Annotated in this window: 24 protein-coding genes; 10 read left to right on the forward strand and 14 right to left on the reverse strand. The window is 36.1% G+C overall.

Annotated elements, in window-relative coordinates; genetic code table 11:
• Positions 1 to 14: 14 nt before the first annotated feature.
• Positions 15 to 527: a YceI family protein gene (locus ACNFU2_RS17270; protein WP_172283548.1), complete on the reverse strand. Its 513-nt coding sequence runs from the start codon at positions 525 to 527 to the stop codon at positions 15 to 17.
• Between the two features lie 450 nt (positions 528 to 977).
• Here ACNFU2_RS17270 and ACNFU2_RS17275 point away from each other — a divergent pair, with 450 nt between their 5' ends.
• The 3 genes from ACNFU2_RS17275 to ACNFU2_RS17285 all read left to right on the forward strand — a co-directional run bounded on the left by ACNFU2_RS17275 (position 978) and on the right by ACNFU2_RS17285 (position 5,338).
• Complete coding sequence (locus tag ACNFU2_RS17275) at positions 978 to 3,116, forward strand: DPP IV N-terminal domain-containing protein (protein WP_418122438.1); 2,139 nt, start codon at positions 978 to 980, stop codon at positions 3,114 to 3,116.
• A 37-nt stretch (positions 3,117 to 3,153) separates the two neighbouring features.
• A complete protein-coding gene (locus ACNFU2_RS17280; protein WP_273650669.1) occupies positions 3,154 to 4,224 on the forward strand; it encodes an acyltransferase family protein in 1,071 nt (356 codons plus the stop codon).
• An 88-nt stretch (positions 4,225 to 4,312) separates the two neighbouring features.
• Positions 4,313 to 5,338, forward strand: a complete 1,026-nt coding sequence (locus ACNFU2_RS17285; protein WP_273650670.1) for an LLM class flavin-dependent oxidoreductase — start codon at positions 4,313 to 4,315, stop codon at positions 5,336 to 5,338.
• Positions 5,339 to 5,382: 44 nt separating this feature from the next.
• Here the strand turns inward: ACNFU2_RS17285 and ACNFU2_RS17290 are convergent, their stop codons facing one another.
• From ACNFU2_RS17290 to ACNFU2_RS17300, 3 genes are read right to left on the reverse strand one after another with little or no spacing between them, the layout of a single operon-like run.
• Entirely contained in the window at positions 5,383 to 5,829 is a 447-nt protein-coding gene (locus ACNFU2_RS17290) for an STM3941 family protein (protein ID WP_172283556.1), read from the reverse strand.
• Between the two features lie 50 nt (positions 5,830 to 5,879).
• Positions 5,880 to 8,918 carry an SMC family ATPase gene (locus ACNFU2_RS17295; protein ID WP_418122441.1) on the reverse strand — a complete coding sequence of 1,013 codons (3,039 nt, stop codon included), beginning with the start codon at positions 8,916 to 8,918 and terminating at the stop codon, positions 5,880 to 5,882.
• Positions 8,915 to 10,126 carry a metallophosphoesterase family protein gene (locus tag ACNFU2_RS17300; protein WP_273650672.1) on the reverse strand — a complete coding sequence of 404 codons (1,212 nt, stop codon included), beginning with the start codon at positions 10,124 to 10,126 and terminating at the stop codon, positions 8,915 to 8,917. Before ACNFU2_RS17300 ends, ACNFU2_RS17295 begins: the two co-directional genes overlap by 4 nt.
• 214 nt (positions 10,127 to 10,340) lie before the next feature.
• Here ACNFU2_RS17300 and ACNFU2_RS17305 point away from each other — a divergent pair, with 214 nt between their 5' ends.
• Together ACNFU2_RS17305 and ACNFU2_RS17310 are read left to right on the forward strand one after the other, a co-directional pair.
• Positions 10,341 to 10,589, forward strand: coding sequence for a VF530 family protein (locus ACNFU2_RS17305; protein WP_306614578.1), 249 nt, complete (start codon positions 10,341 to 10,343; stop codon positions 10,587 to 10,589).
• A 107-nt stretch (positions 10,590 to 10,696) separates the two neighbouring features.
• Entirely contained in the window at positions 10,697 to 11,197 is a 501-nt protein-coding gene (locus tag ACNFU2_RS17310) for an FKBP-type peptidyl-prolyl cis-trans isomerase (RefSeq protein WP_172283566.1), read from the forward strand.
• A 58-nt stretch (positions 11,198 to 11,255) separates the two neighbouring features.
• Here ACNFU2_RS17310 and ACNFU2_RS17315 read toward each other — a convergent pair whose 3' ends face one another.
• Both ACNFU2_RS17315 and ACNFU2_RS17320 read right to left on the reverse strand, forming a co-directional pair.
• Positions 11,256 to 11,633 (reverse strand): YchJ family protein, encoded by a 378-nt coding sequence (locus ACNFU2_RS17315; RefSeq protein WP_273650674.1) that lies wholly within the window; start codon positions 11,631 to 11,633, stop codon positions 11,256 to 11,258.
• Positions 11,634 to 11,745: 112 nt separating this feature from the next.
• Entirely contained in the window at positions 11,746 to 13,887 is a 2,142-nt protein-coding gene (locus ACNFU2_RS17320; RefSeq protein WP_306614575.1) for a M3 family metallopeptidase, read from the reverse strand.
• 232 nt (positions 13,888 to 14,119) lie between these two features.
• On the opposite strand from ACNFU2_RS17320, the gene ACNFU2_RS17325 reads away from it, so the two are divergent.
• Positions 14,120 to 14,935, forward strand: coding sequence for a head GIN domain-containing protein (locus ACNFU2_RS17325; protein WP_418122444.1), 816 nt, complete (start codon positions 14,120 to 14,122; stop codon positions 14,933 to 14,935).
• Between the two features lie 3 nt (positions 14,936 to 14,938).
• Here the strand turns inward: ACNFU2_RS17325 and ACNFU2_RS17330 are convergent, their stop codons facing one another.
• The 5 genes from ACNFU2_RS17330 to ACNFU2_RS17350 all read right to left on the reverse strand — a co-directional run bounded on the left by ACNFU2_RS17330 (position 14,939) and on the right by ACNFU2_RS17350 (position 19,364).
• Positions 14,939 to 16,819: a monovalent cation:proton antiporter-2 (CPA2) family protein gene (locus ACNFU2_RS17330; RefSeq protein WP_273650676.1), complete on the reverse strand. Its 1,881-nt coding sequence runs from the start codon at positions 16,817 to 16,819 to the stop codon at positions 14,939 to 14,941.
• An 8-nt stretch (positions 16,820 to 16,827) separates the two neighbouring features.
• A complete protein-coding gene (locus ACNFU2_RS17335; protein WP_172283587.1) occupies positions 16,828 to 17,349 on the reverse strand; it encodes an NAD(P)H-dependent oxidoreductase in 522 nt (173 codons plus the stop codon).
• Between the two features lie 191 nt (positions 17,350 to 17,540).
• Positions 17,541 to 18,347, reverse strand: coding sequence for a TPM domain-containing protein (locus ACNFU2_RS17340; RefSeq protein WP_306614570.1), 807 nt, complete (start codon positions 18,345 to 18,347; stop codon positions 17,541 to 17,543).
• Positions 18,328 to 18,756 (reverse strand): TPM domain-containing protein, encoded by a 429-nt coding sequence (locus ACNFU2_RS17345; protein ID WP_194304275.1) that lies wholly within the window; start codon positions 18,754 to 18,756, stop codon positions 18,328 to 18,330. The genes ACNFU2_RS17340 and ACNFU2_RS17345 overlap by 20 nt, the downstream gene beginning before the upstream one ends.
• The gene (locus ACNFU2_RS17350) at positions 18,756 to 19,364 is read right to left on the reverse strand and encodes a LemA family protein (protein WP_172283591.1); all 609 of its coding nucleotides are present in this window, start codon (positions 19,362 to 19,364) and stop codon (positions 18,756 to 18,758) included. Before ACNFU2_RS17350 ends, ACNFU2_RS17345 begins: the two co-directional genes overlap by 1 nt.
• A 73-nt stretch (positions 19,365 to 19,437) precedes the next feature.
• Here ACNFU2_RS17350 and ACNFU2_RS17355 point away from each other — a divergent pair, with 73 nt between their 5' ends.
• Positions 19,438 to 19,938 (forward strand): dihydrofolate reductase, encoded by a 501-nt coding sequence (locus ACNFU2_RS17355; RefSeq protein WP_273650678.1) that lies wholly within the window; start codon positions 19,438 to 19,440, stop codon positions 19,936 to 19,938.
• Positions 19,939 to 20,006: 68 nt separating this feature from the next.
• Positions 20,007 to 20,579 (forward strand): tetratricopeptide repeat protein, encoded by a 573-nt coding sequence (locus ACNFU2_RS17360; RefSeq protein WP_172283595.1) that lies wholly within the window; start codon positions 20,007 to 20,009, stop codon positions 20,577 to 20,579.
• 69 nt (positions 20,580 to 20,648) lie between these two features.
• Here ACNFU2_RS17360 and ACNFU2_RS17365 read toward each other — a convergent pair whose 3' ends face one another.
• From ACNFU2_RS17365 to ACNFU2_RS17375, 3 genes are all read right to left on the reverse strand, one after another.
• Complete coding sequence (locus tag ACNFU2_RS17365; protein ID WP_273650679.1) at positions 20,649 to 21,281, reverse strand: trimeric intracellular cation channel family protein; 633 nt, start codon at positions 21,279 to 21,281, stop codon at positions 20,649 to 20,651.
• Between the two features lie 82 nt (positions 21,282 to 21,363).
• Positions 21,364 to 21,837, reverse strand: a complete 474-nt coding sequence (gene coaD / locus ACNFU2_RS17370) for a pantetheine-phosphate adenylyltransferase (RefSeq protein ID WP_273650680.1) — start codon at positions 21,835 to 21,837, stop codon at positions 21,364 to 21,366.
• A 2-nt stretch (positions 21,838 to 21,839) separates the two neighbouring features.
• Positions 21,840 to 22,832, reverse strand: coding sequence for a D-alanine--D-alanine ligase (locus tag ACNFU2_RS17375; protein ID WP_418122449.1), 993 nt, complete (start codon positions 22,830 to 22,832; stop codon positions 21,840 to 21,842).
• A gap of 156 nt (positions 22,833 to 22,988) precedes the next feature.
• On the opposite strand from ACNFU2_RS17375, the gene ACNFU2_RS17380 reads away from it, so the two are divergent.
• Positions 22,989 to 24,098 carry a PASTA domain-containing protein gene (locus ACNFU2_RS17380; protein WP_273650681.1) on the forward strand — a complete coding sequence of 370 codons (1,110 nt, stop codon included), beginning with the start codon at positions 22,989 to 22,991 and terminating at the stop codon, positions 24,096 to 24,098.
• A 72-nt stretch (positions 24,099 to 24,170) separates the two neighbouring features.
• Positions 24,171 to 25,235, forward strand: coding sequence for an RluA family pseudouridine synthase (locus ACNFU2_RS17385; protein ID WP_273650682.1), 1,065 nt, complete (start codon positions 24,171 to 24,173; stop codon positions 25,233 to 25,235).
• The last annotated feature ends 47 nt before the right edge of the window (positions 25,236 to 25,282 follow it).

Genomic DNA, 25,282 nt, shown 5'->3' on the forward strand with positions numbered 1-25,282 from the left:
GTATTATGATACAATTATGCTTGCTTTACAAACTGTAGTTCACCAGCTACTTTTACCTCATCGCTCACCATTACACCTCCTGCTTCAAGAGCTGCATTCCAGTTTAAACCGAAGTCTTTTCTGTTGATTTTTCCTTCAAAAGAAAAACCAGCTTTTGTATTACCCCATGGGTCTTTATTGATACCCCCGAAATCTACATCCAAAGTTACAGGCTTTGTGATTCCATTGATCGTAAGATTTCCGGTTATATCTCCATTCAATGCCTGAGACTCAAACGTAATGGTAGGGTTTTGCTCAGCATTGAAAAATTCTTCAGACTTTAAATGGTTATCTCTGTCTACATTGTGTGTTGAAACAGAATTGGTTTGAATCGTTGCACTGGTTTTAGCATTAGAAAACGTATCATCATCAGCTTCGATTTCTGCATTGAAATTAGTGAAGCTTCCTTTAATACTGGAAATCATCATGTGTTTTACTTTGAAAGTAATTTCACTGTGTGCCGGGTCTAAATTCCATTTTGTTGCCATTGTGTTGTATTTTTTATTTGTTATTTATATTGCAAATGTACATGAAGGCTTAAGTAGAAACCATTGATATAGGATAAGAAATGAAGTTTCTTTTGGAGCTGTTTCCCGCTATCCATTTTTACTCCTCGCTCCAAATCTCTTCCATACCCTTGCTGCGGGGTAATCATTACTATCGAGGCTATGGTTATCCCTTTTGATTACCATTTAGTATTAAAAATGCGATCAAGATATTTTTCACAAAAAACAAATCCGATATCGTGCTTGTGAATTGAACTTACAGAACTTTTTTTCTATTCTTATTCATAATCGTATTACTCCTTCATTAATTTCCATATTAAGGTAAGAAATTATTCACTTAACATGATTATATCATTTTATGAATGTTTTTAATTTAACATTTCTTAACGGCTGACTTTTATTTCTTATTTTTGATGGATTCAATTTTATATAATGAAATTACATAAGTTTACTTTACTGATGGTGGTTTTGGGCAGTTCTTTATATGCTCAGACCCAAAAATTTACAATGGCGGAGGCTGTAAATGGGCTAAGAACAAATCTGGCAGTTAAAAATATTTCTCAATTTTCATGGTCTGAAGATGGCAAATCGTATATTCAGGCTGTAAAAGGTGGGTATTTAATTACAGATTTAAAAAACAATAAGCAGGATACCCTTATTTCATTGAATCAGCTAAACAAACAATTCTCTTCAAATAAGCTGAACGCGGTTCCACAGATTAAGTTTATCAATAATACCAATGCATATTTTAATGCCAATGACCAAATGTTCTGGGTGGAAAAATCCGGAAACGACTGGAAGGTAAAAAAGACTTCGGCATTGAATGAAAATGCTGCCAATGTAAAGGTTTTTGGGGATAATCAGACCGCGGCTTACACCGTAAAGAATAATCTTTATATTAACAGAAACGGAAAATCTGTTGCCGTAACCAATGATGCTGATGAAAATATCATTAACGGTCAGGCCGTTCACAGAAATGAATTTGGTATTGATACAGGAATTTTTCCAGCCCCTAATTCAGAATCTGTAGCTTTTTACAGAATGGATCAGACCATGGTTGCAGATTATCCCGTTATCGATTGGTCTGTAACTCCTGCGGTGAATCATAATATAAAATATCCTATGGCTGGGAATACCTCTCATCAGGTAAGTCTTGGTGTTTATAATATCAAAAATCAGTCTACAACTTTTTTAAAAATTGACGGAGAAAAAGATCAGTACTTAACAGCGGTTACCTGGAGCCCGGATTCTAAATATATTTTTGTGGCTGTGCTGAACCGGGGACAGAATCATATGAAAATGAATCAGTATGATGCCGAAAGCGGAAATCTTGTAAAAACATTATTTGAAGAAACAAATGATAAATATGTGGAACCTCAGCATCCGCTTGTGTTTTTTCCTAAATCCAACACTGATTTTATCTGGCAAAGTCAACGAACAGGATACAATCATTTATTTCATTTCAACTTGGAAAAAGGGTTGATCGCCCAGATTACAAAAGGAGATTGGTTGGTTACGGATATATTGGGCTTTAATGAAAAGAAAAAGGAAATCTTTTTTGTTTCAACAAAAGAAACCCCTCTTGAAAGACATTTGTATAAGATCAACTGGACAAATTTTAAAATGCAGAGACTGGATGGTGCGGAAGGAATGCATACAGGAGTCCTGAGCAGTGATGGAAACTATTTATTTGATGTCTATACCAATGCCAATACACCCAGAGTCGGTAATATCATTAATACAGCCACTTTAAAATACAATAATGTTTTCACCTCTGAAAATACATTAAAGAACTATCAGCGCCCTGAAATCAAAAATGTGAATTTGAAAGCGGATGACGGAACTCCTTTATACGGAAAGATTATTCTTCCGACGAACTTTGATCCCAATAAAAAATATCCGGTGATTGTTTATTTATATAATGGTCCACACCTACAGCTGATTACCAATTCTTTCCCGGCTTCAGGAAATCTTTGGTATGAATATATGGCACAAAACGGATATATTATTTTTACTATGGATGGAAGGGGATCTTCAAACCGGGGATTAAAATTTGAGCAGGCCGTGTTCAGAAATCTGGGGACTACTGAAATGAATGATCAGATGAAAGGAGTTAATTATCTGAAGTCCCTGCCTTATGTAGATGCGGAAAGAATGGGGATACATGGATGGAGCTTTGGTGGATTTATGACTACAAGCTTTATGCTTCGTCAGCCTGACGTATTTAAAGTAGGAGTTGCAGGTGGGCCTGTTATCGATTGGAAGATGTATGAAATTATGTATGGTGAAAGATATATGGATACTCCGCAGGAAAATCCGGATGGATATGCAAAAGCAAACCTCTTGGACAAAGTCCAGAATCTGAAAGGTAAACTTCTTATGATCCATGGAGCACAAGATGATGTGGTAGTTTGGCAGCATTCTATTAAATTTATTAAATCTGCGGTAGATAACGGGGTTCAACTTGATTACTTTGTATATCCTGGTCATCCTCATAATGTAATAGGAAAAGACAGAGTACATTTGATGCAAAAGATTACCGATTATTTTGATCAGAACCTGAAAAAGTAATCAAATCAACATACTAAAAACCACTTATTACAGTAGAATGAACTTTGAAAAAGGTAAGAGGATTCATTTTCATACTTTCGATTCACTAAGGTTTCTATCTTTTTTGCTGGTCTTTATACAGCATGCTCCTGTTCCGGAGGGTAGTATTTTACGGTATTTTTCGAGAGGAGAAGTAGGAGTTTCTTTTTTCTTTGTATTAAGTGGTTTTTTGATTACGTACATTTTGATACTTGAAAAATTAAATAATCAGACAATTCCACTTAAAAAATTTTTTAAAAGAAGAATCTTAAGGATATGGCCATTATATTATGCAATGGTCATATTTGCTTTTTGTACACCATATATCATTAATTTTTTTCACCTGCCTTTTTCAAATAAGGGATATGAACCCAATTGGCTCCTTACGATTACATTTCTTGAAAATTACAAAATGATGTCTACGGGGATTCTTGCCAATGTTTCTCCGTTGCCGGTGATCTGGTCTCTTTGTGTAGAAGAGCATTTTTATATCATTTGGGGATGCATTATGTATTTTATTTCTTTAAAAAATATTCCGAAGCTTATTGCAGTTTGCATCTTCATTTCTTTTGTATCAAGGATTATTTATCACATATTAGGTATCAGTTCACTGGATATATTTACCAACATCAGTTATTTTGCTTTTGGTGCTATTCCTGCCTATCTGTTTGTTTTTAAAAAGGATATCATCAGAAAATTGAGCATGATTCCTTCAATATATAAATATCTTTATTTTTTTATAGTTATTCTTGCCATAGCACTGCTTCCCGATATTATTTTCTTTAAACATATTCAGATAGGAATTATCATTTTTGGGATATTATTCTCTGTACTCATTTTATTTACATTGGGAGACAGGAATGTATTTAAAATCTCCGACCGTTCTATTTTTGGAAGGCTTGGAAAGTATACGTATGGTCTTTATCTTATACATACAATTTGCCTGGTCTTATTCGATAGAATCGGGAAAAGATATGATCTAAGTAATTATACAGTAATAATATCGGCACTTCTTTTCACCATATTTCTGGCCTATCTCTCTTATCATCTTTTTGAAAAGCAGTTTCTGAAACTTAAAAAATCAGTTTAATTTATTTTCTCTGCTTTTCGATCTTACCATTGATCAATGTTTTTGATTTTTGATTCCTGTAATTTTGATGTATATAAAAAAATACAATATGGAATTAGGAATTGGAATGTTTGGCGACTTAGCTTTTGACCAGACAACAGGAAAATATAAAGATGCAGGAGTAAAGATCAGAGAAATTCTTGAGCAGGTAAAACTAATGGATGAGGTAGGAATTGATGTTTTCGCCATGGGAGAGCATCACCGCCCGGATTATGCAGTATCATCTCCGGAAATGGTTCTGGCAGCAGCGGCAAGTATTACAAAAAATATTAAATTGGCTAGTGGTGTTACTGTTTTAAGTTCATCAGAACCTGTAAAAGTGTATGAAGATTTTTCAACATTGGATCTGATCTCTGACGGTAGGGCTGAAATATTTGTCGGAAGAGGAAGTTTTATAGAATCTTTTCCTCTTTATGGATATTCTCTTAATGACTATGATCAACTTTTCGATGAGAAATTGGAATTGTTATTAAAAATCAATTCTGAAGAGAATGTTACGTGGTCCGGAGAGCTTCGTGCACCTATGCACAATCAGACTGTATATCCAAGGGCAAAGAATGGAGGAAAGCTTCCTATATGGAGAGCCGTGGGAGGAACTCCGCAATCGGTTCTAAGCGCAGCAAAATTAGGAATGCCATTGATTGTGGCTATTATTGGAGGAATGCCGATACAGTTTAAAAATCTCGTGGAATTTTACAAGCAGGAATATCAAAAAGCAGGACATGATGTTTCCCAGATGCAGATTGCTATTCACTCTCATACTTTTGTGAGCGATGACCAAAAGGTTATTGATGGCTATTTTAATACTTACAAATCGCAGATGGACAGAATAGGGGCATCGAGAGGATGGGCTCCCTATACCAAAGCACAATATGATGGTGGGAGAAGCAAAGAAGGAGCTTTATTTATTGGAAGCTCGGATGAGGTATATGATAAGATTGCTTATATGAAGGAGATTTTTGGTATCACCAGATTTGTGGGACATATGGATGTTGGGGATCCGGAGCATAACGTGATGATGAAATCAATAGAATTGTTTGGTAAGGAAGTACTTCCGAAGGTCAAGCTATTATAAAAAGAAACTCCATTGAATTTTCAATGGAGTTTTTATTTTTTAGTCTAGGAATTCACGGAATTTGTTTTGTAGTCATTCATAATTTCTGCCAGCTTTCCGGCAGACATTCCGTAAGTATCCGGAAAAGCTCCTGTCCTCGATTTTAGTTTGGAAATATCTATGTACTCAGAATCAAAATCAATCATTACCATATTGTTAATGAAAATTCTTTTAGTGGAAAAGCCATTAATAACATGCCAGGGGATGAAAGTCGACCTGAATAATGATCTCATCTCAAAACCCTTTCGGTCAACCCTTAAATAAGAAGAATTAGGAATAAGCATGATGACATTCACAATTACACAAAGCCCGAAAAAGATAATATTAGCAAGCCCAATCCAAAGATTGGTGGTAACAATATAAAAGCCCATAATTACAAACAGTAAACTAATGATCAAAAGTATACTTTGCTTAAGCTTGCTGGGATAAAAAGTCACGGGAAGTTTCTCCATAATATTTCAAAAGTCAAATGTACTGCAAAAGGACTCAATAAACCTATATTTTAAAGCATTTCTATCAAACTTCCACGTTCCTCGTCTTTAACAATACTAAGTGATACCGGAATTTTTTCTTTAAGCTCTTCAACATGCGAGATAATTCCAACAATCCTGTTTTCCTTTTGCAGTCCCATCAGTGTTTCAAAAACAATATTTACAGATTCCAGATCCTGGGTTCCAAAACCTTCATCTATAAAAAAGAAATTTTTATCAGCTTTTGTAGTAGCCTGTACACTTTCCGCCAATGCCAGTGCCAGGCTCAGAGATACCTGAAAAGCCTGTCCCCCGGATAAAGTTTTTACACTTCTCGATTTACCCTCGTTTAAATAATCAATAATTTCAAAATCATTGTTGTCATTAAGCTGCAAGCTTAGTTGATTTCTGGTCATTCTGTGGAACCTTACATTGGCATGATCACAAAGCTGTCTAAGATAGATGGAGGAAACATATTGAACAAATCCGGCTCCTTTAAACAGATTGGTCATTATTTTTAGATTATCGGACCGCTTTTGGAGTTCACTCAGGTTTTTAAGTAATGCCTCCTTTTTCTTATATTCTTTTTCCAGTCTTTCAATTTCGGAAGTTACTTTTACAACAGAATCATTAGCTTCCTTTAATTGCAGTTCAATGTCTTTCAATTGTTTCTCGGCAGCTTCAAACATCTCCTGATCATAAGAAAAATCCTTCAGCTTGATCTCCAGCTCCTGTATACCGTTTTTTAATGTTTCAAACTGAATACGGAATTGTTGGATTTGAGTCCTTGTTTTATGAACATCAATTTCGATCATCAAAATATTTTGGACGTCGGTAAGCAAACCAAAGCCTTGTTGCTGTAAAGCAACTTGTAATGCCTCTTCATTTAAGGATGTTTCTTTTGTTAATTCAGAAATTCGGATGTTTAATTGGCTCGCAATCGCTTTTTCTTCCGCGAGTTTGGGGACGATTTCTTTTTCCCGGTTGATTAAGGCTTGATATTCTTTTTCAACTGTCAGATTGGATTCAATTAATTTTTGATGAAGCTTCATAACTTCTGAATGAGATTTATCCCGATAGTCATCCCAGTCCAGGCTCTTCAGATTGGATTGGTTCGTTCTGATCTGCTCCTCCTTCTTCGCCTCTTCTAGTTTGAATTCATCTAAAGCTTTTTTATATTTTTCAAGGATTTCCTGCTCTTTTTCAAAGGTTGTCCTTTCGTGTAAGATCTTCTGGTTAATTTCTTCAATTTGCTTTTCTATGGCAAAGGATTGTTGCCGTTTAAATTCGAAATCAGTTTCACCATCAGCACTAAATTCGTTCCATATGAATCTTTGAACATGGAGTTGACTTTCCTTTTGAAGCAGATCGAAAGATTCCTGTTCCGCCTTCAGCTGATCTTCAAAGATCTTTTTTCTATCCAGAATCTTTTCAATTTCTGCTATTTCTTTTTGGATTTTGGAAATAGCATGATCATTTAATTGAATTTCTTCCTGAACTTCATTAAGCTCAGTATCTACATAATGAAATTCGATAATATGAGGATGTTCCAGAGAGCCGCAAAGAGGGCAGTTCTCCTCATCATGGAGCTTTGTTGCAAAACGGGATAATTCTTTCTGAATCTTCAGGTGATCCAGTTTTTGCTGCAGATTTTTCTTTTTATTTTCTAAATTTTCTGTTTTGAGTTTGAAATCTTCTCTGAAATTTTCAGTATCAATTTTGTAAACTATCAGATCATTAAGGATCTTAGAGATCAAATCCTGTTGATCCATCAGTTTTTGGCTTTGTTTCTGTTGCAGCTCTCTCAGGTTTCTGTTCTGGACAAACCAATTTCCGACGCTGACTAATACATTAGCCTCGATCTTTTGAGGCTTCAGTCTATCAGCTTCTTTAGTAAGGGTATTAATTGCTGACTGTCCAAGCTTTTGTTTCTCCTCAACTTCGAGAACTTTTTCAGCACCCTTTTGTGTTCTTTCCCGAAGTGTCTTAATTTCTTCGGAAAATTGTAGCATCTGTAAGATCAGGCCAAGATCATTTTCCTGGATTTTTGATTGATCTAAAGCATCAAATTGAGGTTGAAGAGCAACAAGCTTTTCTTTGATAAGGTTAAAGCTTTTTTCCGTTTCTTCAACAGACTTTGTCCGGATTTCCAACTCCTTTTGTCTCTCAGAAATTTCACCGGAAAGCTTCTTCTTTTCATTCAATAAAGGGTCGAAAATACGAAAGGTTGTATCATAAAGATCTGTTTTCTTTTCCAGCTCATCAATTTTTGCTTTCTCAGTTGAAATCTTTTCAAACTCTTCTTTTTTTTGACGTAAGTTTTCGAAGTCTGTTTTTAAAATTTTTAGCTGTTGATATTTTTCAGAAACTTGCAGGTGCTCTTTTTTTACGTCACTGAATTTTTGTTGTTCTGTTTTAAGATTTTCTTTTTGTAAACGTATGTGTTCCTCATCAATTTCCTCAAATCCTTTCAATTCACCCTGAAGCTGATCTAGTTCGGACCTGTTTTTGGCATTTAAATTCGAAACATTGTTTTGCAGGTCAAACCTTTGAAGATTGAAAATCTCTTTCATCATATTGGTTCTGTCTGCAGCACCTAATTCAAGGAACTCTTTAAACTGGCCCTGAGGGATAATGATGGTTCTTTTAAAATTGGAATAGCTTAATCCGATAACTTTTTCTGCATCAGAATGATCGAGCGGGATCCATTTTTCATCTTTGTTTTCATAAAAAGTAACTGAAGAGGGTTTTACATCTTCAAATTTTTTTGAATTTCTTTTAAAATCCCTGGTTACACGAAATAACTTATTTTCATGGTTGACGAAATCGAATGCTATATAAGAACTGTTGGATTTGAGATTCATCATATTGTAAGCTCGCTTATCCCGCATATTCAATCGTTCTGTTTCTCCATACAGAGCAAAAGAAATAGCTTCCAGTATCGATGATTTTCCGGAACCCACCGAACCAAAAATTCCAAACAACCCGGCTTCCGTAAGGTTGGCAAAATTAATGGTCTGACGCTCCTGATAGGAATAGAGTCCTTCTATTGTTAGTTGAATTGGAATCATGACTGGGAATTTAAGATTTCGTTAAACAGGTTCATTAGTTCTTCATTAGCTTCCTGGCCAGCATTTTTAGACCTGAAATAATCTTTGAATAAAGTTTGTATATCCTGATTGAGATTAATTTCGTGCGGTTGGCTTTCACTAAAATCCTGATTTTTTACTTTAGGGATTAAGTGGATGATCCCTTGATGAGATTGGTAAATACGTTTTCTGTCCTCCGCCTTTAAAAAAGTATCGCTTTCCAGGGTTAATTCGATCAGCATATCGGGATTTTCAAGCAACCATGAAACCGTCTTTTCGACAGAATCAAAAACCTTTCTTACCAATGGCTTGCCGGTTTTTAAAGCGATTCTTTCATAAGAAACCTCTTTACCCGGTTCTGCTTCGATGATATTTACATATTTTGTTTGCCCTGCTTCATTAAAACTATAGCATAAAGGTGAAGAAGAATAAACAACAGGTTTTTCTTTTGTTCCGATATTTTGAAAATTGTGTAGATGTCCTAAGGCCGTATATTGAATCTGGTCAGGAATAATATCTGAATAGATGAGGTCCGCGGCACCAATTTTAATGGGTTTCTCACCTTCGGGCTCTTCCAGAAGTTCTGCACCTCTTTTATTTATGTATAAATGAGCGGATAAAATATTAACACCATTCTCATCGCAAAATTCTTCTGCGAGCTTTTTCCAGCTTTCCGCTAAAATCTTATTAAGTTCTTCCTCTTTATTTTCACCAAAATATTCTTTTAACCGGATCTCATTGGCATAGGGAGTATGCATGATCCGAACAGGAAAGCTTATGTCCTTTAGGTGTAATTCAATCAATCCTTCGGCTGAATTTGAAATTTTAAAATTTTCTAATTCAAAGGGAGTTACTTTAGCCTTTGGATGACCTATTAAAATAATTCCACATTCTCTTGCAAGTGGATCCGGTGCATCAATTAAATTCGGAGAATCATGATTTCCAGAGATCGCAACGACCGGGCGCTTTCCATTTAATGATAAACGTTTTAAAGTTTTGTAAAACAACTCGACTGCTTCAACACTTGGGTTAAAATTGTCAAAAAGATCTCCGGCAACAATTATGAGATCTACTTTTTGGGCATCGGCTATCTGAACAATCTCATCCATTACCTGAACTTGTTCTTCCAGACGTGAAAACCGATCCAGACGTTTTCCTAAATGCCAGTCGGCAGTATGCAGAATTTTCATATCTCAAATGTAAGAAACAAAAAAGGGAAAGAGAAATTTAGAGAGGAATTCTATAATTTGAACAGGTTGATCTTACTTTTTTTAGTAGAGGGGGCTGATTACAAAATTATTTCTATTGTAAATTATTTCTCCGAATTAATGATCCATATAAAAGGTAGGTCAGGAATCCTCTTTCAAAATCTCACAGTATTATTAGTACTTTTGTAAAAAAAAGATGGAACAATCCAAAGACCCGCTACACGGAAAAAGACTGGATACAATTCTTGAAGAACTTGTGGAATATTATAACGGATTTGAGAAGCTTGGAGAACAAATTAACATCAAATGTTTTACGGATAATCCGAGTATCAGCTCTTCTCTGAAGTTTTTAAGAAAAACGGACTGGGCAAGGGCTAAAGTTGAAAGTCTGTATCTCTTTGTATTGAGGCAGAAAAAAAAGGATCAGACAAGGAATAAAAACTAGAAAAACTCAATATGGATTGAAGATTTTCTCAGTACTTTTTCTGTAAATCAAAAGTAGTATATTTGTGCTGTTAATCGTGAAAGGACTCACGAAAAAAAGATAAAAATATGACAATCGAAAACAATCATGTTGTAGCTGTAAGTTATATACTTCACACTATCGAAGAAGACGGAAGTAAAATTCTTGTAGAAGAAACAACAGCAGAAAACCCACTTACATTTTTACATGGTGTAGGAATGATGATTCCAAAATTTGAACAAAATATCCTTGGTTTGAAAGCTGGTGATAAAGTATCCTTTACTATTCTTCCTGAAGAAGCTTATGGTGAAAGACAACCGGATGCCATTGCACAATTACCGATTGACATGTTTAAAGAATCCGGTGTACCTCCTGTAGGAGCTATTTTACCTTTGTCCGATAATCAAGGGAATAATTTTCAGGCATTGGTAGTAGAAGTTACTCCAGATGTTGTAATTGCAGATCTTAACCACCCTATGGCTGGAAAAGTATTAGATTTTCAAGTGGAAATTTTAAATACACGTCCAGCTACGGAAGAAGAGTTATCACATGGCCATTCTCATGGGATCGACGGAACAGATGTTCACTAAAAAATAAAAATGTCCGATTTTTCGGACATTTTTTTTATAATCAGTTCAGCTAAGTATTTTAATCTAAAAATTCTCCGGAAACATAGTACCATCGATCGTGCATTTTCTGGAAAACAGAAAATTCATGATGAACTTGTGGATTTCCATCCTGATCAATGTAGTGGGCTTTAAATTCCACATGGTTCAAAGCAGGTGTCCGGATAATTTCAAGTTGTACCCATTCATTAATCTCTCCCCATTCCTGCAGATCTTTTTTATTGTGGTATTTACGTTTTCCGGGTAGAGTAGTTTCCATAAGATATTCACCATTTGGGATTGCAAAAGCCGAAAATCTGGAGCGCATTAATGCTTCGGCAGTTGGAGCATGCTTCTCTCCGGTGTGATAGGGTTTGCAACATTCAGCGTATAATTTACCCGAACAACATGGACAATTCATTTTTCAATTTTTTAAAATACAAAAATCATGATTTTTTATCATAATACCACAAATTTCACATTATGTATTTTACAAATAAAAAGCATTCAAATTAATGAATGCTTTTCAATTATTATTTAATAAACCCTCTGTTTCTCAATAAAGGTTTTATATCCGGATCATGTCCTGTAAAATCTCTGAATGCCTGGTTCAGGTCTACAGAGTTTCCTACAGAAAGAATGTATTTCCTGAAACGGTCTCCATTTTCTCTTGTTAAGCCGCCATTATTTTTGATCCATTCCCAGGCATCATTATCTAATGTTTCAGACCATAAATAAGCATAATATCCCGCTGAATATCCACCGCCCCAGATGTGCGCAAAATAAGGTGTATGATATCTCGGTGGAACAGTAGCCAGATTAAATCCATGCTTGGCAAGGGATTGTTTTTCAAACTCCAGAACAGGAATAAGCTGACTTTCATTTGTTACTGTGTGCCAATCCATATCCAGTTCTGCTGCCGAAACCAATTCGGTAGTCATGTACCCCTGATTAAAAGTTCCCGCTTTTTTGATCTTATCAACCAATGCTTGTGGGATAGGTTGCTTAGTTTCATAATGAAGGGCATAGTTTTTCAGAATAACAGGATCCAGAGCCCAATGTTCATTAATCTGTGAAGGGAATTCTACAAAATCTCTAGGGACATTAGTCCCGGAAAGAGAAGGATACTTCTGGCTTGCAAACATTCCGTGTATTGAATGTCCGAATTCATGGAACATGGTAGAAACATCATCATAACTGATCAATGAAGGTTTACCGGGTGCCGGTTTCTGGTAATTGTAGCAATTTACAATCACAGGTTTTGTTCCTAAAAGGTAAGATTGTTCAACAAAGTTACTCATCCATGCACCTCCGTTTTTAGAATCTCTTGTGTAAAAATCAAGATAATAAATAGCAATTGATTTTCCGTCGTGGTCAAAAACCTCATATGTTACCACATCAGGATGATAGGTTGGAAGGTCAGTTCTTTTTTTGAACGTAAGCCCATAGAACTTTTCGGCAGCATAAAAAACTCCTTTTTCTAAAACTGTGGTTACTTCAAAATAAGGTTTGATTTGATTTTCATCCAGATCAAATTTTGCTTTTCTTACCTGTTCTGCATAGAAATTCCAATCCCAAGGCTCTACTTTAAAGCCTCCTTTTTGCTGATCGATAAGGTCCTGGATATCTTTTGCTTCACGTCTTGCAGTTTCTACTGCTGGAGTTGCAATCTGATTCATCAGTTTAGTAGCTGCTTCCGGCGTTTTAGCCATCTGATCCTGGAGTTTCCATTCTGCAAAGCTTTTTTTACCAAGGATCTGGGCTTTTTTAAGTCTTAGTTTAGCTAGTTTTTCAATAGTTTCCCTTGTGTCATTGGCATCTCCTTTTTCAGCTCTCAACCATGAAGCCTTGAATAGTTTTTCACGGGTAGCTCTGTTTTTAAGATTCTGTAATAGCGGTTGTTGTGTTGTATTTTGTAATGCTAATAAATACTTGCCGGGTTGTCCTGCTGTTTTTGCATCCGCTGCTGCTGCTTCAATTTCATCAGCAGAAAGGCCATCAAGTTCCTTTGCGTCCGAGAAGAAAACACCTCCCTGCTTTCTTGCTTCCAGTAATTTATTGGAGTATTGAGTGGAAAGCGAGGCCAGTTCCTGGTTTACCTGTTTTAATTTTTCTTTATCCGCCGCAGAAAGATTAGCACCAGCGATCTCAAAATTCTGCTTATAATATTGTAATAATCTCTTACTTTCAGAATCTAAACCATCCTCTTTAATAGATTGTATTCTTTTGTAAAGATTGTCATTAAGATACATTTTATCAGAGTGTGCTGCAAAAACCGGGGCGTATTCTTCATCCAGTGATTGTAATGTGGGATTCGTATTTGCGCTTGTTAAATTCGAAAATACAATCAGCGCTCTTTTTAATACCTCCCCGCTTTTCTCCAAAGCGACAATTGTATTTTCAAAAGTAGGTGTTGCCGGATTGTTTGCAATTTTAACAATTTCAGCATCATGCTGTTTTAATCCAAAATCAAAAGCAGGTTTAAAATCTTCATTCTTAATTTTATCAAATTCCGGAGCCTCGTACTGAAGCTTACTTTTTTTCATAAATGGATTTGAAGAAAGAGAAGAATCTGGTACAGGAACTTCCTGTTGAGTATCGGTTTTTTTCATTGTAGTACAAGAGTAGTTAAATGCCAAGGCAGAAATTAATAATACCGATGAAATATTTTTCATAAAATTACTTATTATTGAAGCATAAAGATATTAAAAACTAAACTATAATAGCTGCTTTCCGGTAAAGTCTTTCCTGAAAATAACATGGTCGCAGAATTTAAATCAAAAATATAAGATTTTACCTTTGGTCAGTTTTAGGAATGTAATTAACTAAACAGTTGTAATATTTTTTATACTTTAGTTGTTATTAATATAAAAGAATACTAAAACTTAAATTAAAAAATTAATACATATGAAAACGACGACTCTTTTTATTTTTTCAACTTTAATAGCAGTGTCTGCATGTAATGAAAAATATGACAGGAAAAACAAGGAAAAAAGTGATTGGGTTTCAAAGGTAGTGGACAAAGGAAGCGGCCCTATCAGAGAGAAAGAATTTAAAGGCGAGTTCGATGAAATTGAGGTTTCTCAGGCTATTGATGCTGAGATTATAAAATCTGAAACTGAAAGAGTAGTGATCTCTGCACCAGAGAATCTTATTGATGAAATCCTTGTAGATAATAGGGGTGGGAAACTTCATATCCATTATAAACCGGGAATCAGAGTGATGAATCAAAATAATGTTACCGCTAAAATTTATGCCAAGGACTTTACCAAGCTTGACGCAAATTCTGCCGGAAAAATCACAGTTAAAGATAAATTTACCCAGGAGAAAACGGATATAGAAATTTCCAGCGCGGGAAGTGTTACCGGAGATCTGGAAGCGAATAATTTTGAAATTTCAGCGGGTAGCAGCAGTAGTTTTGAAGGAAAAATCTGGGCTGTTGACTTAGAAATTGATGCTTCTTCAGCTGCAAGCATCTCATTAACGGGGAAATCTAAAAATGCAAATATTACATCCTCTTCAGGAAGCAGCGTATCTGCAGAGCAGGTTCTTGCAGAAAATGTAAAAGCAGAAGCTTCCAGCGGAGCAAGCGTAGAGATAAGCGCTACATCCAAAATAGATGCTAATGCATCTTCAGGCGGAAGTATCGATGTTCACAAAAAAGGAAATGTAACTTCTGTAAATAAAGAAGAAAGTAGTGGAGGAAGCGTTAATATACACTAGATATTAATCTTCAGAATCCTCTTCTTCTTCAACGGATGAGGCACCTTCCCAATCTTTATTATCGAAACTAAGATTATCAAATGCCAATAACTCCTCCTCTCTTTGGAGGAGTTCTTTTGTCGTAAACAGAAGCAGTTCATCTTCTTCTTTTATTTTTGCCAGCCTTCTGATAGATGCTTTATCTATGGCCATAAATCTCTGTCCGAGACGTCTGGCAGCATATTTTCTCATGCCTGTTTCATGAAGAACGTCTATAGCCATGTCTACAGCTGTGCCCAATGTTTCTCTGTAAATTTTATCAACACCTTTATTGAGATAGCTGTATGCGTCAATTCTGTTTTTAGCTCTTACAAAAATTTTCACATCGGGATAATGCTCACGGACAAGATCAGCAATAAACATATTATCATTAGGATCATCAAGGCAAAGGACCAGTATCTCGGCATCTTCAATTCCTGCCGCACGTAAAATCGGAATACGGGTGGCATCACCATAATAGACCTTAAAACCATAGCTACGCAACAATTTTACCCGATCAGAATCTCTGTCCAAAACAGTTGCTGAAATCTTATTGGCTTTTAAAAGCCGTCCTACCGTACTTCCAAAGTGGCCGAACCCAACAATAATAATTTTCTTTTGTGCAACATCGCTCCCCAGAATATCAAAATCGTGATCAGTATCCGGTTCTTCTTTGATAAATTTAGGTGTGAAAAATTTGTCATTTACAATCAGAAGAAAAGGAGTAATACACATTGTAATGGCTGTTACTGCCATAAGTTGGTCATTTAATTCAGGACCTAGTAGGTAAAGATCAGATGCATAATTTATAAGGACAAAAGCAAACTCTCCGACTTGAGAAAGGGCAAACGCATAAAACAGACTTTGAGGGGTGTCTATTTTAAAGAATTTTCCGATAGCATAGAGAACTATAAACTTTACGATCAAAACTGCAAAAACAGTACTGAATATAAATAAAGGATCATCCTGGATGATATTGAAATTCATAGTTGATCCTACACTGACAAAGAAAACCGCGAGCAATAAACCTTTAAAAGGGTCGATCTGTGCTTCCAGTTCATGTCTGAATTCACTGTTTGCAAGCATGACACCTGCAAGGAAAGCACCCAATGCCGGAGACAGACCAATGGCAACCATAAGTTCGGCAACTCCGATAACAAGAAATAGGGAAGAGGCTGTTAACAATTCGGTCATTCCGGATTTCGAAACATATCTTAAGAAAGGAACAAATACATACCTTCCCAACAGAATAAGGATTGCTACTCCAAAAAGTACCGTTGCAGCCTGTAGCCACTCAGGAAGTTTCTGAATAATCACCTGTATTTCATTGTTATGGTTTCTTGGTTTATAATGTGCTATTACAGGCAGTATGGCAAGAATGGGAATTACAGCAATATCCTGAAATAATAAAGTGGAGAAAGATGCTTCTCCTGCTGTTGTTTTGAGGTTGTTCTTTTCCTGTAAGGTCTGCAATACAATAGCAGTAGATGACAAAGCGAAACACATTGCTACAGCAGTAGCCTGGTCTGCTCTCCATCCAACACTGATGAAAACCAGAACGAGCAGGGAGATGGTGAGAACCATTTGGGTTAATCCCAATCCTATAATCTTTTTCCGCATTTCCCAGAACTTCCTGGGTTCCAGTTCTAATCCTACTAAAAATAAAAGCATGATTACGCCAAACTCACTCGCATGCATGATGTCATTGACATTCTTGCCTGTGAGCTTAAGTACGTAAGGGCCAATAATAATTCCTCCTGCAATATATCCAATGACGGAGCTTAACCCAAATTTCCTGGCAAGTGGAACCATAATAATGGCTACACCCAGAAAAAGTAACGTGTTAATTGCTAAAGAAGATTCCATATATTATTTCATTGATTCAATAGTTCCATAAACTCTTTTTTATGAAGAATAATTTCCTTTTTCGTAAGCTTATTGGCTTCATAAACGATTTTAATATTTTTGATATTGGCTTTAAAAACATTTAAAGAAACAATTAATCCACTGATCAGCTCGTCAATCGTGTATTGATATGTTCCTGTTTTGGTAAAAGACCGTTCTTTCCCTCCTGTTGTGACCAGAATGTATACCTCTTTGCCTTCAAGGGGATTATATTCCCCTTCTTTAAGCCAGTCGCGATCAAAAACCTCATCAATCCATAATCTCAACAAAGGAGGCATTCCAAACCAGATAATCGGAAACTGAAAAATAAAACGGTCATAATTTTTCAGCCGTTTTCTTTCTCTAAAGGCAGCAATGTGAAAATCCGGATAATCTTCATAAAGATCACGAAGCGTGAAATGCTGATGACGAACATAGAAATTGATAAGCTCTACATTCGAGTTTGAATGTTCCAGATAAGGATGTGCAAAAACCACCAATGTCTTTTTCATAATCCTGTTTTCAGTAAATATATTAAAAAATTAATAGAAAAACGATAGTTTTTAAGAGGTTTTGTTAATTTATTAATACAAAAACTTAAATTTTTTATTAAAATAAAGCAATAAAATGTTCTTATTTTAGTGTTTTAAATAAAAAAAATCAGTCATTATATGGCTGATTTTATATTTTGTTAATGTATATGTTACCACCCTCCGGATGCACCTCCTCCGCCAAAACTTCCACCTCCTCCGAAGCCGCCAAATCCACCTCCTCCGGAACTTCCGCCACCAAAGCCTCCACCGCCGAAGCTGCCCGGGAAAGGGAAGAATCCGCCAGGATAATTTCTGCGTCCTCTTCTGTTCAGGATTACATCGTCATCATCATTATTTCCGCCACCACCACCTCGGTTCCCGAACAGAATAGCCAGAATAATAAATATGACGAAAGCAATGATAAGAACTCTCAATGCCTTTCCATTTCCTTCCCCTGTTGCCGGTTCATTTACAGGCTTAAATTTCCCCTGAACGGCTTCCATAATGGCTGAAGTACCGCGGTTTATACCTTCATACCACAATCCTTGCCTGAAATTAGGAGTTACAATATAATCCAGTATTTGTCCGGAAACTGAGGCTGTAAGGTATTGTTCTACTGCTCTTCCCTGCTGTATAGACATCGTCCTGTCCTGAGTTGCTATAAGAAAAACAATTCCATTATCTACCCCTTTCTTTCCGATTCCCCATTTTTCACCAAACATAGTTGCCAGAAAATTGACATCTTCTCCTTTTGTGCTTGGAATAATAATCACCTCAATTTCTGTAGATGTCGAATCTGCGAATTTGATCAGCTTATTATTAAGATCATCTTTTTCCTGTTGTGAAAGCAGGTTAGCTTCATCATATACAGGATATAAAACAGCTGGTTTTTTAGGAATGGTATATTGTGCTGATACAAAAGTGTAAAAGCAGATCAATAGAAATGAAAATACTGATTTAAGAGAACGTAATTTCATTGGGGAGTTCATTGGGATTTTCTCCTTCTACAGGAAAATATTTTTTTAATTCAATACCAGTCTCCAGAATGGCACTCTTCAAAGCCTTGTAATAATTTCCTTTGGCAAATTCAGAAGTTATATAGTCATGCAGGTGGTCCCAGAAATACTGATGTACTTTTTCATGAATTCCCGTATCACCAATAATGGTAAGATATTTTTGTTCAAAATTAACATGGAAAAGTACTGCATTTCTATGCGTGGTTTTGTGCATACCAAGCTTTTTAAAAACTTCCAGCGCTGTTTGGGCATGCTGGGTTTCCGTATGGGAATCTATATGCACTCTGATCTCACCTGTAGAATTCTCTTCCGCAGACTGAATAGCTTCCACCAGGGAAGCTATTTGTTGATTTGTCAGGAAATTGCTCATTATTCAGAGAAAACTTCTGGTGCTTTATTAGCTCCGGCTTCTGCTTTGAAATAAGGTTTTTCTTTAAAGTTTGTAAAATTCGCCAAAATATTATTTGGGAAAGTTTTTATCGTAGTGTTATAATCTTTCGCAGCATCATTGAAATAAACCGTTTCAGATCTGATACTGTTTTCAATTGCGGTGTATTCTCTTTGGAAATTGATGTACTGCTGATCAGCCTTTAAATTAGGATATGATTCTACCACAGCCATTAATCTGCTTAAAGCTCCTGATAATTCTCCCTGTGCAGCCTGAAACTTCGCAAGGTCAGCTTCTGTCATATTGGTAGGATCAATATTTATAGAGGTTGCTTTCGAACGGGCCTCTATTACTTTGGTTAAAGTTTCCTGTTCAAATTTAGAATATGATTTTACCGTTCTTTCGAGGTTAGGAATCAGGTTGGCTCTTTTCTGATAAACAGTCTCTACATTAGACCATTTGCTGTCAACATTCTGTTCTTTTGTTACGAAATTATTATATCCGCTTTTTCCCCAGAAGAAGATTACGGCAACAATGATAAGGAGAGCAATGCCAATAGTTCCGGCGCTCAAACAGCCTTTATTTTTCATAGTTTATTTTTTTAAATTTTTTGTGCTAATCAAATATACAAATTATGTGCTAATTTTGTGGAAAATTATTTGAATGACAACAATTGTGGTAGCAATGGGGGAGAAAAATGAAATTGGTTTTAATAATCAGTTACTCTGGCATCTTCCGAAAGATTTAAAACATTTTAAAGATATAACTTCCGGACATCCGGTAATCATGGGAAGAAAAACCTATGAAAGCATCGGGAAGCCACTTCCTAACCGTACCAATATTGTTATTTCAAGAAAAAAAGATTGGTTTGAAGAAGGAATCCTGATCGTGGGCAGTATTAAGGAGGCTGTAAAATTTGCCAAGAAAATTGATGAGGAGATCTTTATAATAGGCGGAGGAAACATATATGAACAGACGATGGATGTTGTGGACAAGCTTGAAGTAACTTTAGTAAAAGCAGATCTTGAAGCGGATACCTTTTTTCCAAAAATAGATGGGAAAATCTGGGCAAAAACAAATGAAATTTGCCATGAAAAGGATGAAAAGAACCCGTATGATTTCTGTTTTCAGACGTTTGAGAGGATTAAAAGTAAACAGGATTAGAATTCTGACGGCTAAGTTCTAGCTTCTAACCTCTAAATTTTTTATCTTTGCACTTCTAAAATTGAATAATGAATAAATACATAAAAATTGTAATCGCAGCTCTTCTTATATTGGGTGGACTTGCCATGATGATTTTCACAAGAAATTTAGGTTGGGGAATTGTAATCTTTCTTCTTTCAGCTTTACCGATCTTTCTTTTCTTTAAAAATGAATATATCCTTTTGGCTTTCTGGCAATTGAGAAAACAGAATATGGAAAAAGCTGTAACTTATTTAGACCATATCAGGAACTATCAGACACAGCTTCATAAATCTCAATATGGTTATTTCCATTATCTGCAGGGATTAACTCTGGCTCAGGAACATCCTACCAAAGTTGAGCCTTTAATGAGGAAAGCACTTGAGTACGGTTTAAATATGAAACATGACAGAGCAATGGCTACTTTAAATCTTGCTGCTTCTGCCATTTCTAAAGGAAGAAAACAGGAAGGGCAGAAATTATTGGAAGAAGCTAAAAGATTGGATAGTGCAGGAATGATGACAGATCAGATCAAAATGATGAAAGATCAGTTGAAGATGCCCACAATGCAGAAACATATGCATAACCCTAATATGAGACAAAGAGGAGGGAAAATAAGATAATTGATTCCTTATCATAAAAAATAAAGGCAGAAAGTTTACTTTCTGCCTTTTTATATTGTTTTGTCTGATCTACATTTCCGAATTGTGGTCATATCCGTAGAACTTAGGCATCTGCCAGTGGTATTTTACCGCCAGTGTACGGATCACCACTATCAGAAGGATCGTAAAAATCTGGATAAAAGTGTAGGAAAAGTTAGAATATTTTGTCATCAGTAAAAAAGCAGCTCCGCCAAAAATACAGGCTGTAGCATAAATTTCTTTTCTGAAGATCAGAGGTATCCTGTTGAGTAAAATATCCCGGATAATCCCTCCGAAACAACCTGTAATAGTTCCGAGCCCGATGCATATCAAAGGATGGATATCTGCATTTAAACCTTTCTGGATACCTATAATGGTAAATAAGCCGAGTCCCAGGCTATCAAAAATAAATAAGGTAACCTGAAAGTTTTTTTCAAAAGATTTAAAGACCATCGTAAATATGCTGGTCATAATAATAACGGCGCAGGTCAGCAAATCATGCATCCAGAATACCGGAATATCCAGAAGCAGATCCCTAACAGTTCCTCCTCCCACTGAAGTTACGAAAGCTATAATGAGAACTCCAAAAGGATCAAGTCGTTTTTGCATAGCAGCAAAGCTTCCCGACATCGAGAAGGAAATTGTCCCCAATACTTCTATGGCAAAATTGAACTGTTCGTGCATATATTTTGAATGATAGCTGATAATAGATTGATGATTCTTCCATAAGCAAATCCTTTACCATTTATCACTGATCAACCGTTATTTATTTTTTTGTATTCTCTACTCTTACCGCTTCAGGAACCAGAAGTTCATACTCTCCGTTGTGGTTGATGATTTCCCTTACAATGCTGCTGCTGATAAAAGATTTTCCTGATGAAGTTAATAAAAATACGGTTTCAAGCTTCTTATGGGCCAAAGTTCGGTTGGTATGGGCAATTGCTTTTTCAAATTCAAAGTCTGCAGGATTTCTTAATCCGCGGATTATGTATTGTGCATTTTTTTCAAAACAATAATCAACAGTAAGGCCTTCAAAATAGTCAACCTCTACGTTGGGAAATTCTGCAACAGAATTCTGGATGAATTCCATTCTTTTTTCAAGCGGGAACATGTATTTCTTTTGGGAATTCTGTCCGATGGCAATAATTAATTTATCAAAAAGGGGAGCAGCTCTTTCTATAATGTCATAGTGACCTAGAGTAATAGGATCGAATGATCCCGGAAAAACAGCAATTTTCATAATTAGTTTGGTTTTTTCGCTAATGCTTTTTCAACTTCATTTCCACAAAGATCCATTATGGATATACCGTAATGTTTTGCCTGCTGTGGGAGAATACTTGCCGGAGAAAATCCCGGGTTTGTATTCATTTCGAGCATATAAGGAATGCCGTTCATCAATATATATTCACTGCGTGAAAAACCACTCATTCCTAAAGAGTCATAAGCCTTTTTTGAAATTTCTTCAACTCTTTTTGTTGTTTCTTCGTCAATTCTTGCAGGGGTTATTTCTTCTGAAGCACCTTCGTACTTGGCTTCATAATCGAAGAATTCATTGGTAGGAACAATTTCCGTAATCCCCAAAACAATTGTCTCTCCTTTAAAATCAATTACCCCTACAGATACTTCCATTCCATCCAGGAAGCTTTCTATTAAAATTTCATGATCTTCCTTAAATGCAACTTCTGTCGCCGGAAGTAATTCGGACTTTTCTTTTACTTTAGTAATTCCTAATGATGAACCGGATTGGTTAGGCTTTACAAATAGGGGAAGACCAAGATAGTCTACTATTTCATCAACATTAATATTTTCACCCTTTCTCAGATAAATACTTTTTGCTGATGGGATACCATATTTGGACAGAACTGCTAAAGTGTCCTTTTTATTAAAAGTTAAGGCACTCTGATAAAAATCACAACCCGTATAAGTTTGCCCTATAGCATCCCAGTAGGCCTGAAGTATGCCGTTCTCACCAGGTGTTCCGTGAATGATATTAAAGCATACATCAAACTTCAATTGCTCATTATTTTCCAATGTTACAGAGAAGTCTCCTTTATTGATCGGATATTCCTTTTCGTTCTGATCCAGAAAATACCACTTATCCTTTAAAACAACTACTTTATATACATCATACAGATTCCTGTCCAACGAATCATAAATTAATTGACCGCTTTTCAGGGAAACTACGTATTCATCAGAATATCCGCCCATAACTACGGCAACACTTTTTTTGCTCATAACCAAATAGTATCAATTAAGGCAAATTTAATCATTTTATGTAATGCAACAGGTGAAAATCCGAAATTTTGAAACCAAATATGAAATGTGATAAATAAAAAGTACATTCTAAAATTATTAGCTATATTTGCCATTATAATTAAAGTATTTTTAAGTATGCTTAAATCACTTTTCAACTGGAAAGTTTTACTGAATTTGTTAATAGCCATCGGTGTTTTTATAGGGTTGGTATGGCTTACATTTCGTTGGTTAGAATACCATACGAATCATGGTCAGGAAATTCCGGTTCCCAATGTTGTAAACAAATCCGTTCATGAGGCGGTAAAAATATTAGATGATGCCGGTCTGGGCTATGAAGTAGACAGTGCTGCTTATGATCCAAAATACAAACCTTTCCAGGTTTTAAAGATGTCTCCTACTCCTGGTTCCCATGTAAAGGATGGAAGAGCTATTTATCTGATCGTAAACCCGAGAAGCTGGGCTCCGGTTGCAATTCCTGATGTTATTAACAAATATTCAGGTCTGGCTTTCCAAAGGATAGATCAGGTAGGTCTGAAAGTGGGAGATACTATCTTCGAACCTAGCATCCAGAAAGATGCAGTACTTAGAATTTTATTTAAAGGAAACCCTATGAAACCAGGATCGCTGATTCCTAGGTTCTCAACGATAGATGTAGTAGTTGGTTCTGGACCCATGAGAAATATTTCTATTCCTAATGTAGTTGGCTTAACGGTAAAAGAGGCCAGAGCATTAATTACAAGAAGTATGTTTGAAGTAGGACTAGTAGAACATGAAGATGGAGGTAAAGATGAATCTGATATTATCTATTATCAGGATCCTGCTGCAGGAGATGTAAGAGATCAGGGAATGCAGATGGACCTCTGGGCAAGTAAAAAGACTCCGGCAGAATTGCGCTCTAAAATAGAAGAGCTGAACTCCGTATACCGTATGAAGGTAGATACTTCGTTGCCACCTATACAATATGAAGAAGTTCCTGTTCATCAGCAGCCTGTTTACGAACCAGTTCCTGTACCACCAGTGGTTCATAAAAAAATTGAACCTGCTAAAACGGAAGTTTCTAAAACTCCGGTTTCGAAACCTGCGACTGCTGATACGAAGCCGAAAACAACAACCGAAAGTAAACCGAAGAGTACAACAATCAATACTCCTGCGGGAAATAATAATGCTGGAAATAATAAAACAGCAACAAATGGTACACAACAACCAGCTCAAAAGCCAAAAGCTAAGAAAGTTGTAGTAGAGTAGTTACCATTTATTATTAAAAATACAGGCTTCAACTTATCATGTTGAGGCCTTTTGTGTAAAAAATAAAAAATCATGACAGAAGATAACGAGGATTTTTTTGATGAAGAATTATTGGATTCCAACAATATTGATATTGATGAGGAAAATAAAGGACTGTATGAGCATTTCAATATTACTGTCGATAAAAACCAGGAGCCTTTAAGAATAGATAAGTTTTTACTGATTTTCAGGCAGAATTCTTCAAGAAATAAAATTTCACAAACATGCAGAGCAGGTAACGTTGTCGTAAACGGAACTCCTGTAAAACAGAATTACCGTGTAAAGCCGGGAGATCAGATTTCTGTTCTACTGGCCCATCCTCCGAGAGAAAATGTAATTATCCCTCAGGATATTCCGATCAATATTGTTTATGAGGATGATGATCTTGTTGTTGTAGATAAAGAACCCGGAATGGTTGTGCATCCCGGATTTGGAAACTGGGATGGTACTTTGGTGAATGCTCTTGCATTTCATTTTGCCAAAAATGGTGAGAAATCTGATCTGGATAGAGTAGGCCTTGTTCACAGGATTGATAAGGATACCTCGGGTCTATTGGTTATCGCCAAGAATGAATATGCATTAAGCTTCCTTGCCAAACAATTTTTTGACAGAAGGACGAAAAGATTATATTGGGCTTTTGTGTGGGGGAATGTACAGGATGATGAAGGTACCATTCGGGGGCATATAGGGCGTCACCCTAAGAACAGGATGCAGATGTCGGTTTACGAGGACGGAAGCCACGGGAAGCATGCGGTTACGCATTATAAAGTTTTGGAAAGGTTCAGATATATGACCTGGGTAGAATGTAAACTGGAAACGGGAAGAACCCATCAGATCAGGGCTCATTTTAAACATATTGGCCATACCCTTTTCAATGATGAAAGATATGAAGGTCATACGCCTTTAAGAGGAGTGAATTTACCTAAATATAAACATTTTATTAAAAATGTTTTCGAAATCCTGCCAAGACATGCACTTCATGCACATACCTTAGGTTTTATACATCCTACCACTAAACAGGAATTGTATTTTGAAAGCCCAATGCCTCAAGATATGGCGGATGCTGTAAAAAAATGGAGAAATTATTTGGAAAACTAAAAATATATTGAGATTTTTTTTATATTTGTTGAATTGAAATCAAGATT

The organism is Chryseobacterium sp. PTM-20240506, assembly GCF_048296755.1.
Classification (GTDB): Bacteria; Bacteroidota; Bacteroidia; order Flavobacteriales; family Weeksellaceae; genus Chryseobacterium; species Chryseobacterium proteolyticum.

Coding starts and splice junctions, on each gene's coding strand:
- ACNFU2_RS17350 (WP_172283591.1), bottom strand. CDS start 19,364: ATGAAAAATAAAGGCTGTTTGAGCGCCGGAACTATTGGCATTGCTCTC.
- ACNFU2_RS17340 (WP_306614570.1), bottom strand. CDS start 18,347: ATGAAATTACGTTCTCTTAAATCAGTATTTTCATTTCTATTGATCTGC.
- ACNFU2_RS17280 (WP_273650669.1), top strand. CDS start 3,154: ATGAACTTTGAAAAAGGTAAGAGGATTCATTTTCATACTTTCGATTCA.
- ACNFU2_RS17305 (WP_306614578.1), top strand. CDS start 10,341: ATGGAACAATCCAAAGACCCGCTACACGGAAAAAGACTGGATACAATT.
- ACNFU2_RS17320 (WP_306614575.1), bottom strand. CDS start 13,887: ATGAAAAATATTTCATCGGTATTATTAATTTCTGCCTTGGCATTTAAC.
- ACNFU2_RS17335 (WP_172283587.1), bottom strand. CDS start 17,349: ATGAAAAAGACATTGGTGGTTTTTGCACATCCTTATCTGGAACATTCA.
- ACNFU2_RS17300 (WP_273650672.1), bottom strand. CDS start 10,126: ATGAAAATTCTGCATACTGCCGACTGGCATTTAGGAAAACGTCTGGAT.
- ACNFU2_RS17275 (WP_418122438.1), top strand. CDS start 978: ATGAAATTACATAAGTTTACTTTACTGATGGTGGTTTTGGGCAGTTCT.
- ACNFU2_RS17385 (WP_273650682.1), top strand. CDS start 24,171: ATGACAGAAGATAACGAGGATTTTTTTGATGAAGAATTATTGGATTCC.
- ACNFU2_RS17345 (WP_194304275.1), bottom strand. CDS start 18,756: ATGAGCAATTTCCTGACAAATCAACAAATAGCTTCCCTGGTGGAAGCT.
- ACNFU2_RS17375 (WP_418122449.1), bottom strand. CDS start 22,832: ATGAGCAAAAAAAGTGTTGCCGTAGTTATGGGCGGATATTCTGATGAA.
- ACNFU2_RS17285 (WP_273650670.1), top strand. CDS start 4,313: ATGGAATTAGGAATTGGAATGTTTGGCGACTTAGCTTTTGACCAGACA.
- coaD (WP_273650680.1), bottom strand. CDS start 21,837: ATGAAAATTGCTGTTTTTCCGGGATCATTCGATCCTATTACTCTAGGT.
- ACNFU2_RS17355 (WP_273650678.1), top strand. CDS start 19,438: ATGACAACAATTGTGGTAGCAATGGGGGAGAAAAATGAAATTGGTTTT.
- ACNFU2_RS17325 (WP_418122444.1), top strand. CDS start 14,120: ATGAAAACGACGACTCTTTTTATTTTTTCAACTTTAATAGCAGTGTCT.
- ACNFU2_RS17315 (WP_273650674.1), bottom strand. CDS start 11,633: ATGAATTGTCCATGTTGTTCGGGTAAATTATACGCTGAATGTTGCAAA.
- ACNFU2_RS17330 (WP_273650676.1), bottom strand. CDS start 16,819: ATGGAATCTTCTTTAGCAATTAACACGTTACTTTTTCTGGGTGTAGCC.
- ACNFU2_RS17365 (WP_273650679.1), bottom strand. CDS start 21,281: ATGCACGAACAGTTCAATTTTGCCATAGAAGTATTGGGGACAATTTCC.
- ACNFU2_RS17360 (WP_172283595.1), top strand. CDS start 20,007: ATGAATAAATACATAAAAATTGTAATCGCAGCTCTTCTTATATTGGGT.
- ACNFU2_RS17295 (WP_418122441.1), bottom strand. CDS start 8,918: ATGATTCCAATTCAACTAACAATAGAAGGACTCTATTCCTATCAGGAG.
- ACNFU2_RS17270 (WP_172283548.1), bottom strand. CDS start 527: ATGGCAACAAAATGGAATTTAGACCCGGCACACAGTGAAATTACTTTC.
- ACNFU2_RS17290 (WP_172283556.1), bottom strand. CDS start 5,829: ATGGAGAAACTTCCCGTGACTTTTTATCCCAGCAAGCTTAAGCAAAGT.
- ACNFU2_RS17380 (WP_273650681.1), top strand. CDS start 22,989: ATGCTTAAATCACTTTTCAACTGGAAAGTTTTACTGAATTTGTTAATA.
- ACNFU2_RS17310 (WP_172283566.1), top strand. CDS start 10,697: ATGACAATCGAAAACAATCATGTTGTAGCTGTAAGTTATATACTTCAC.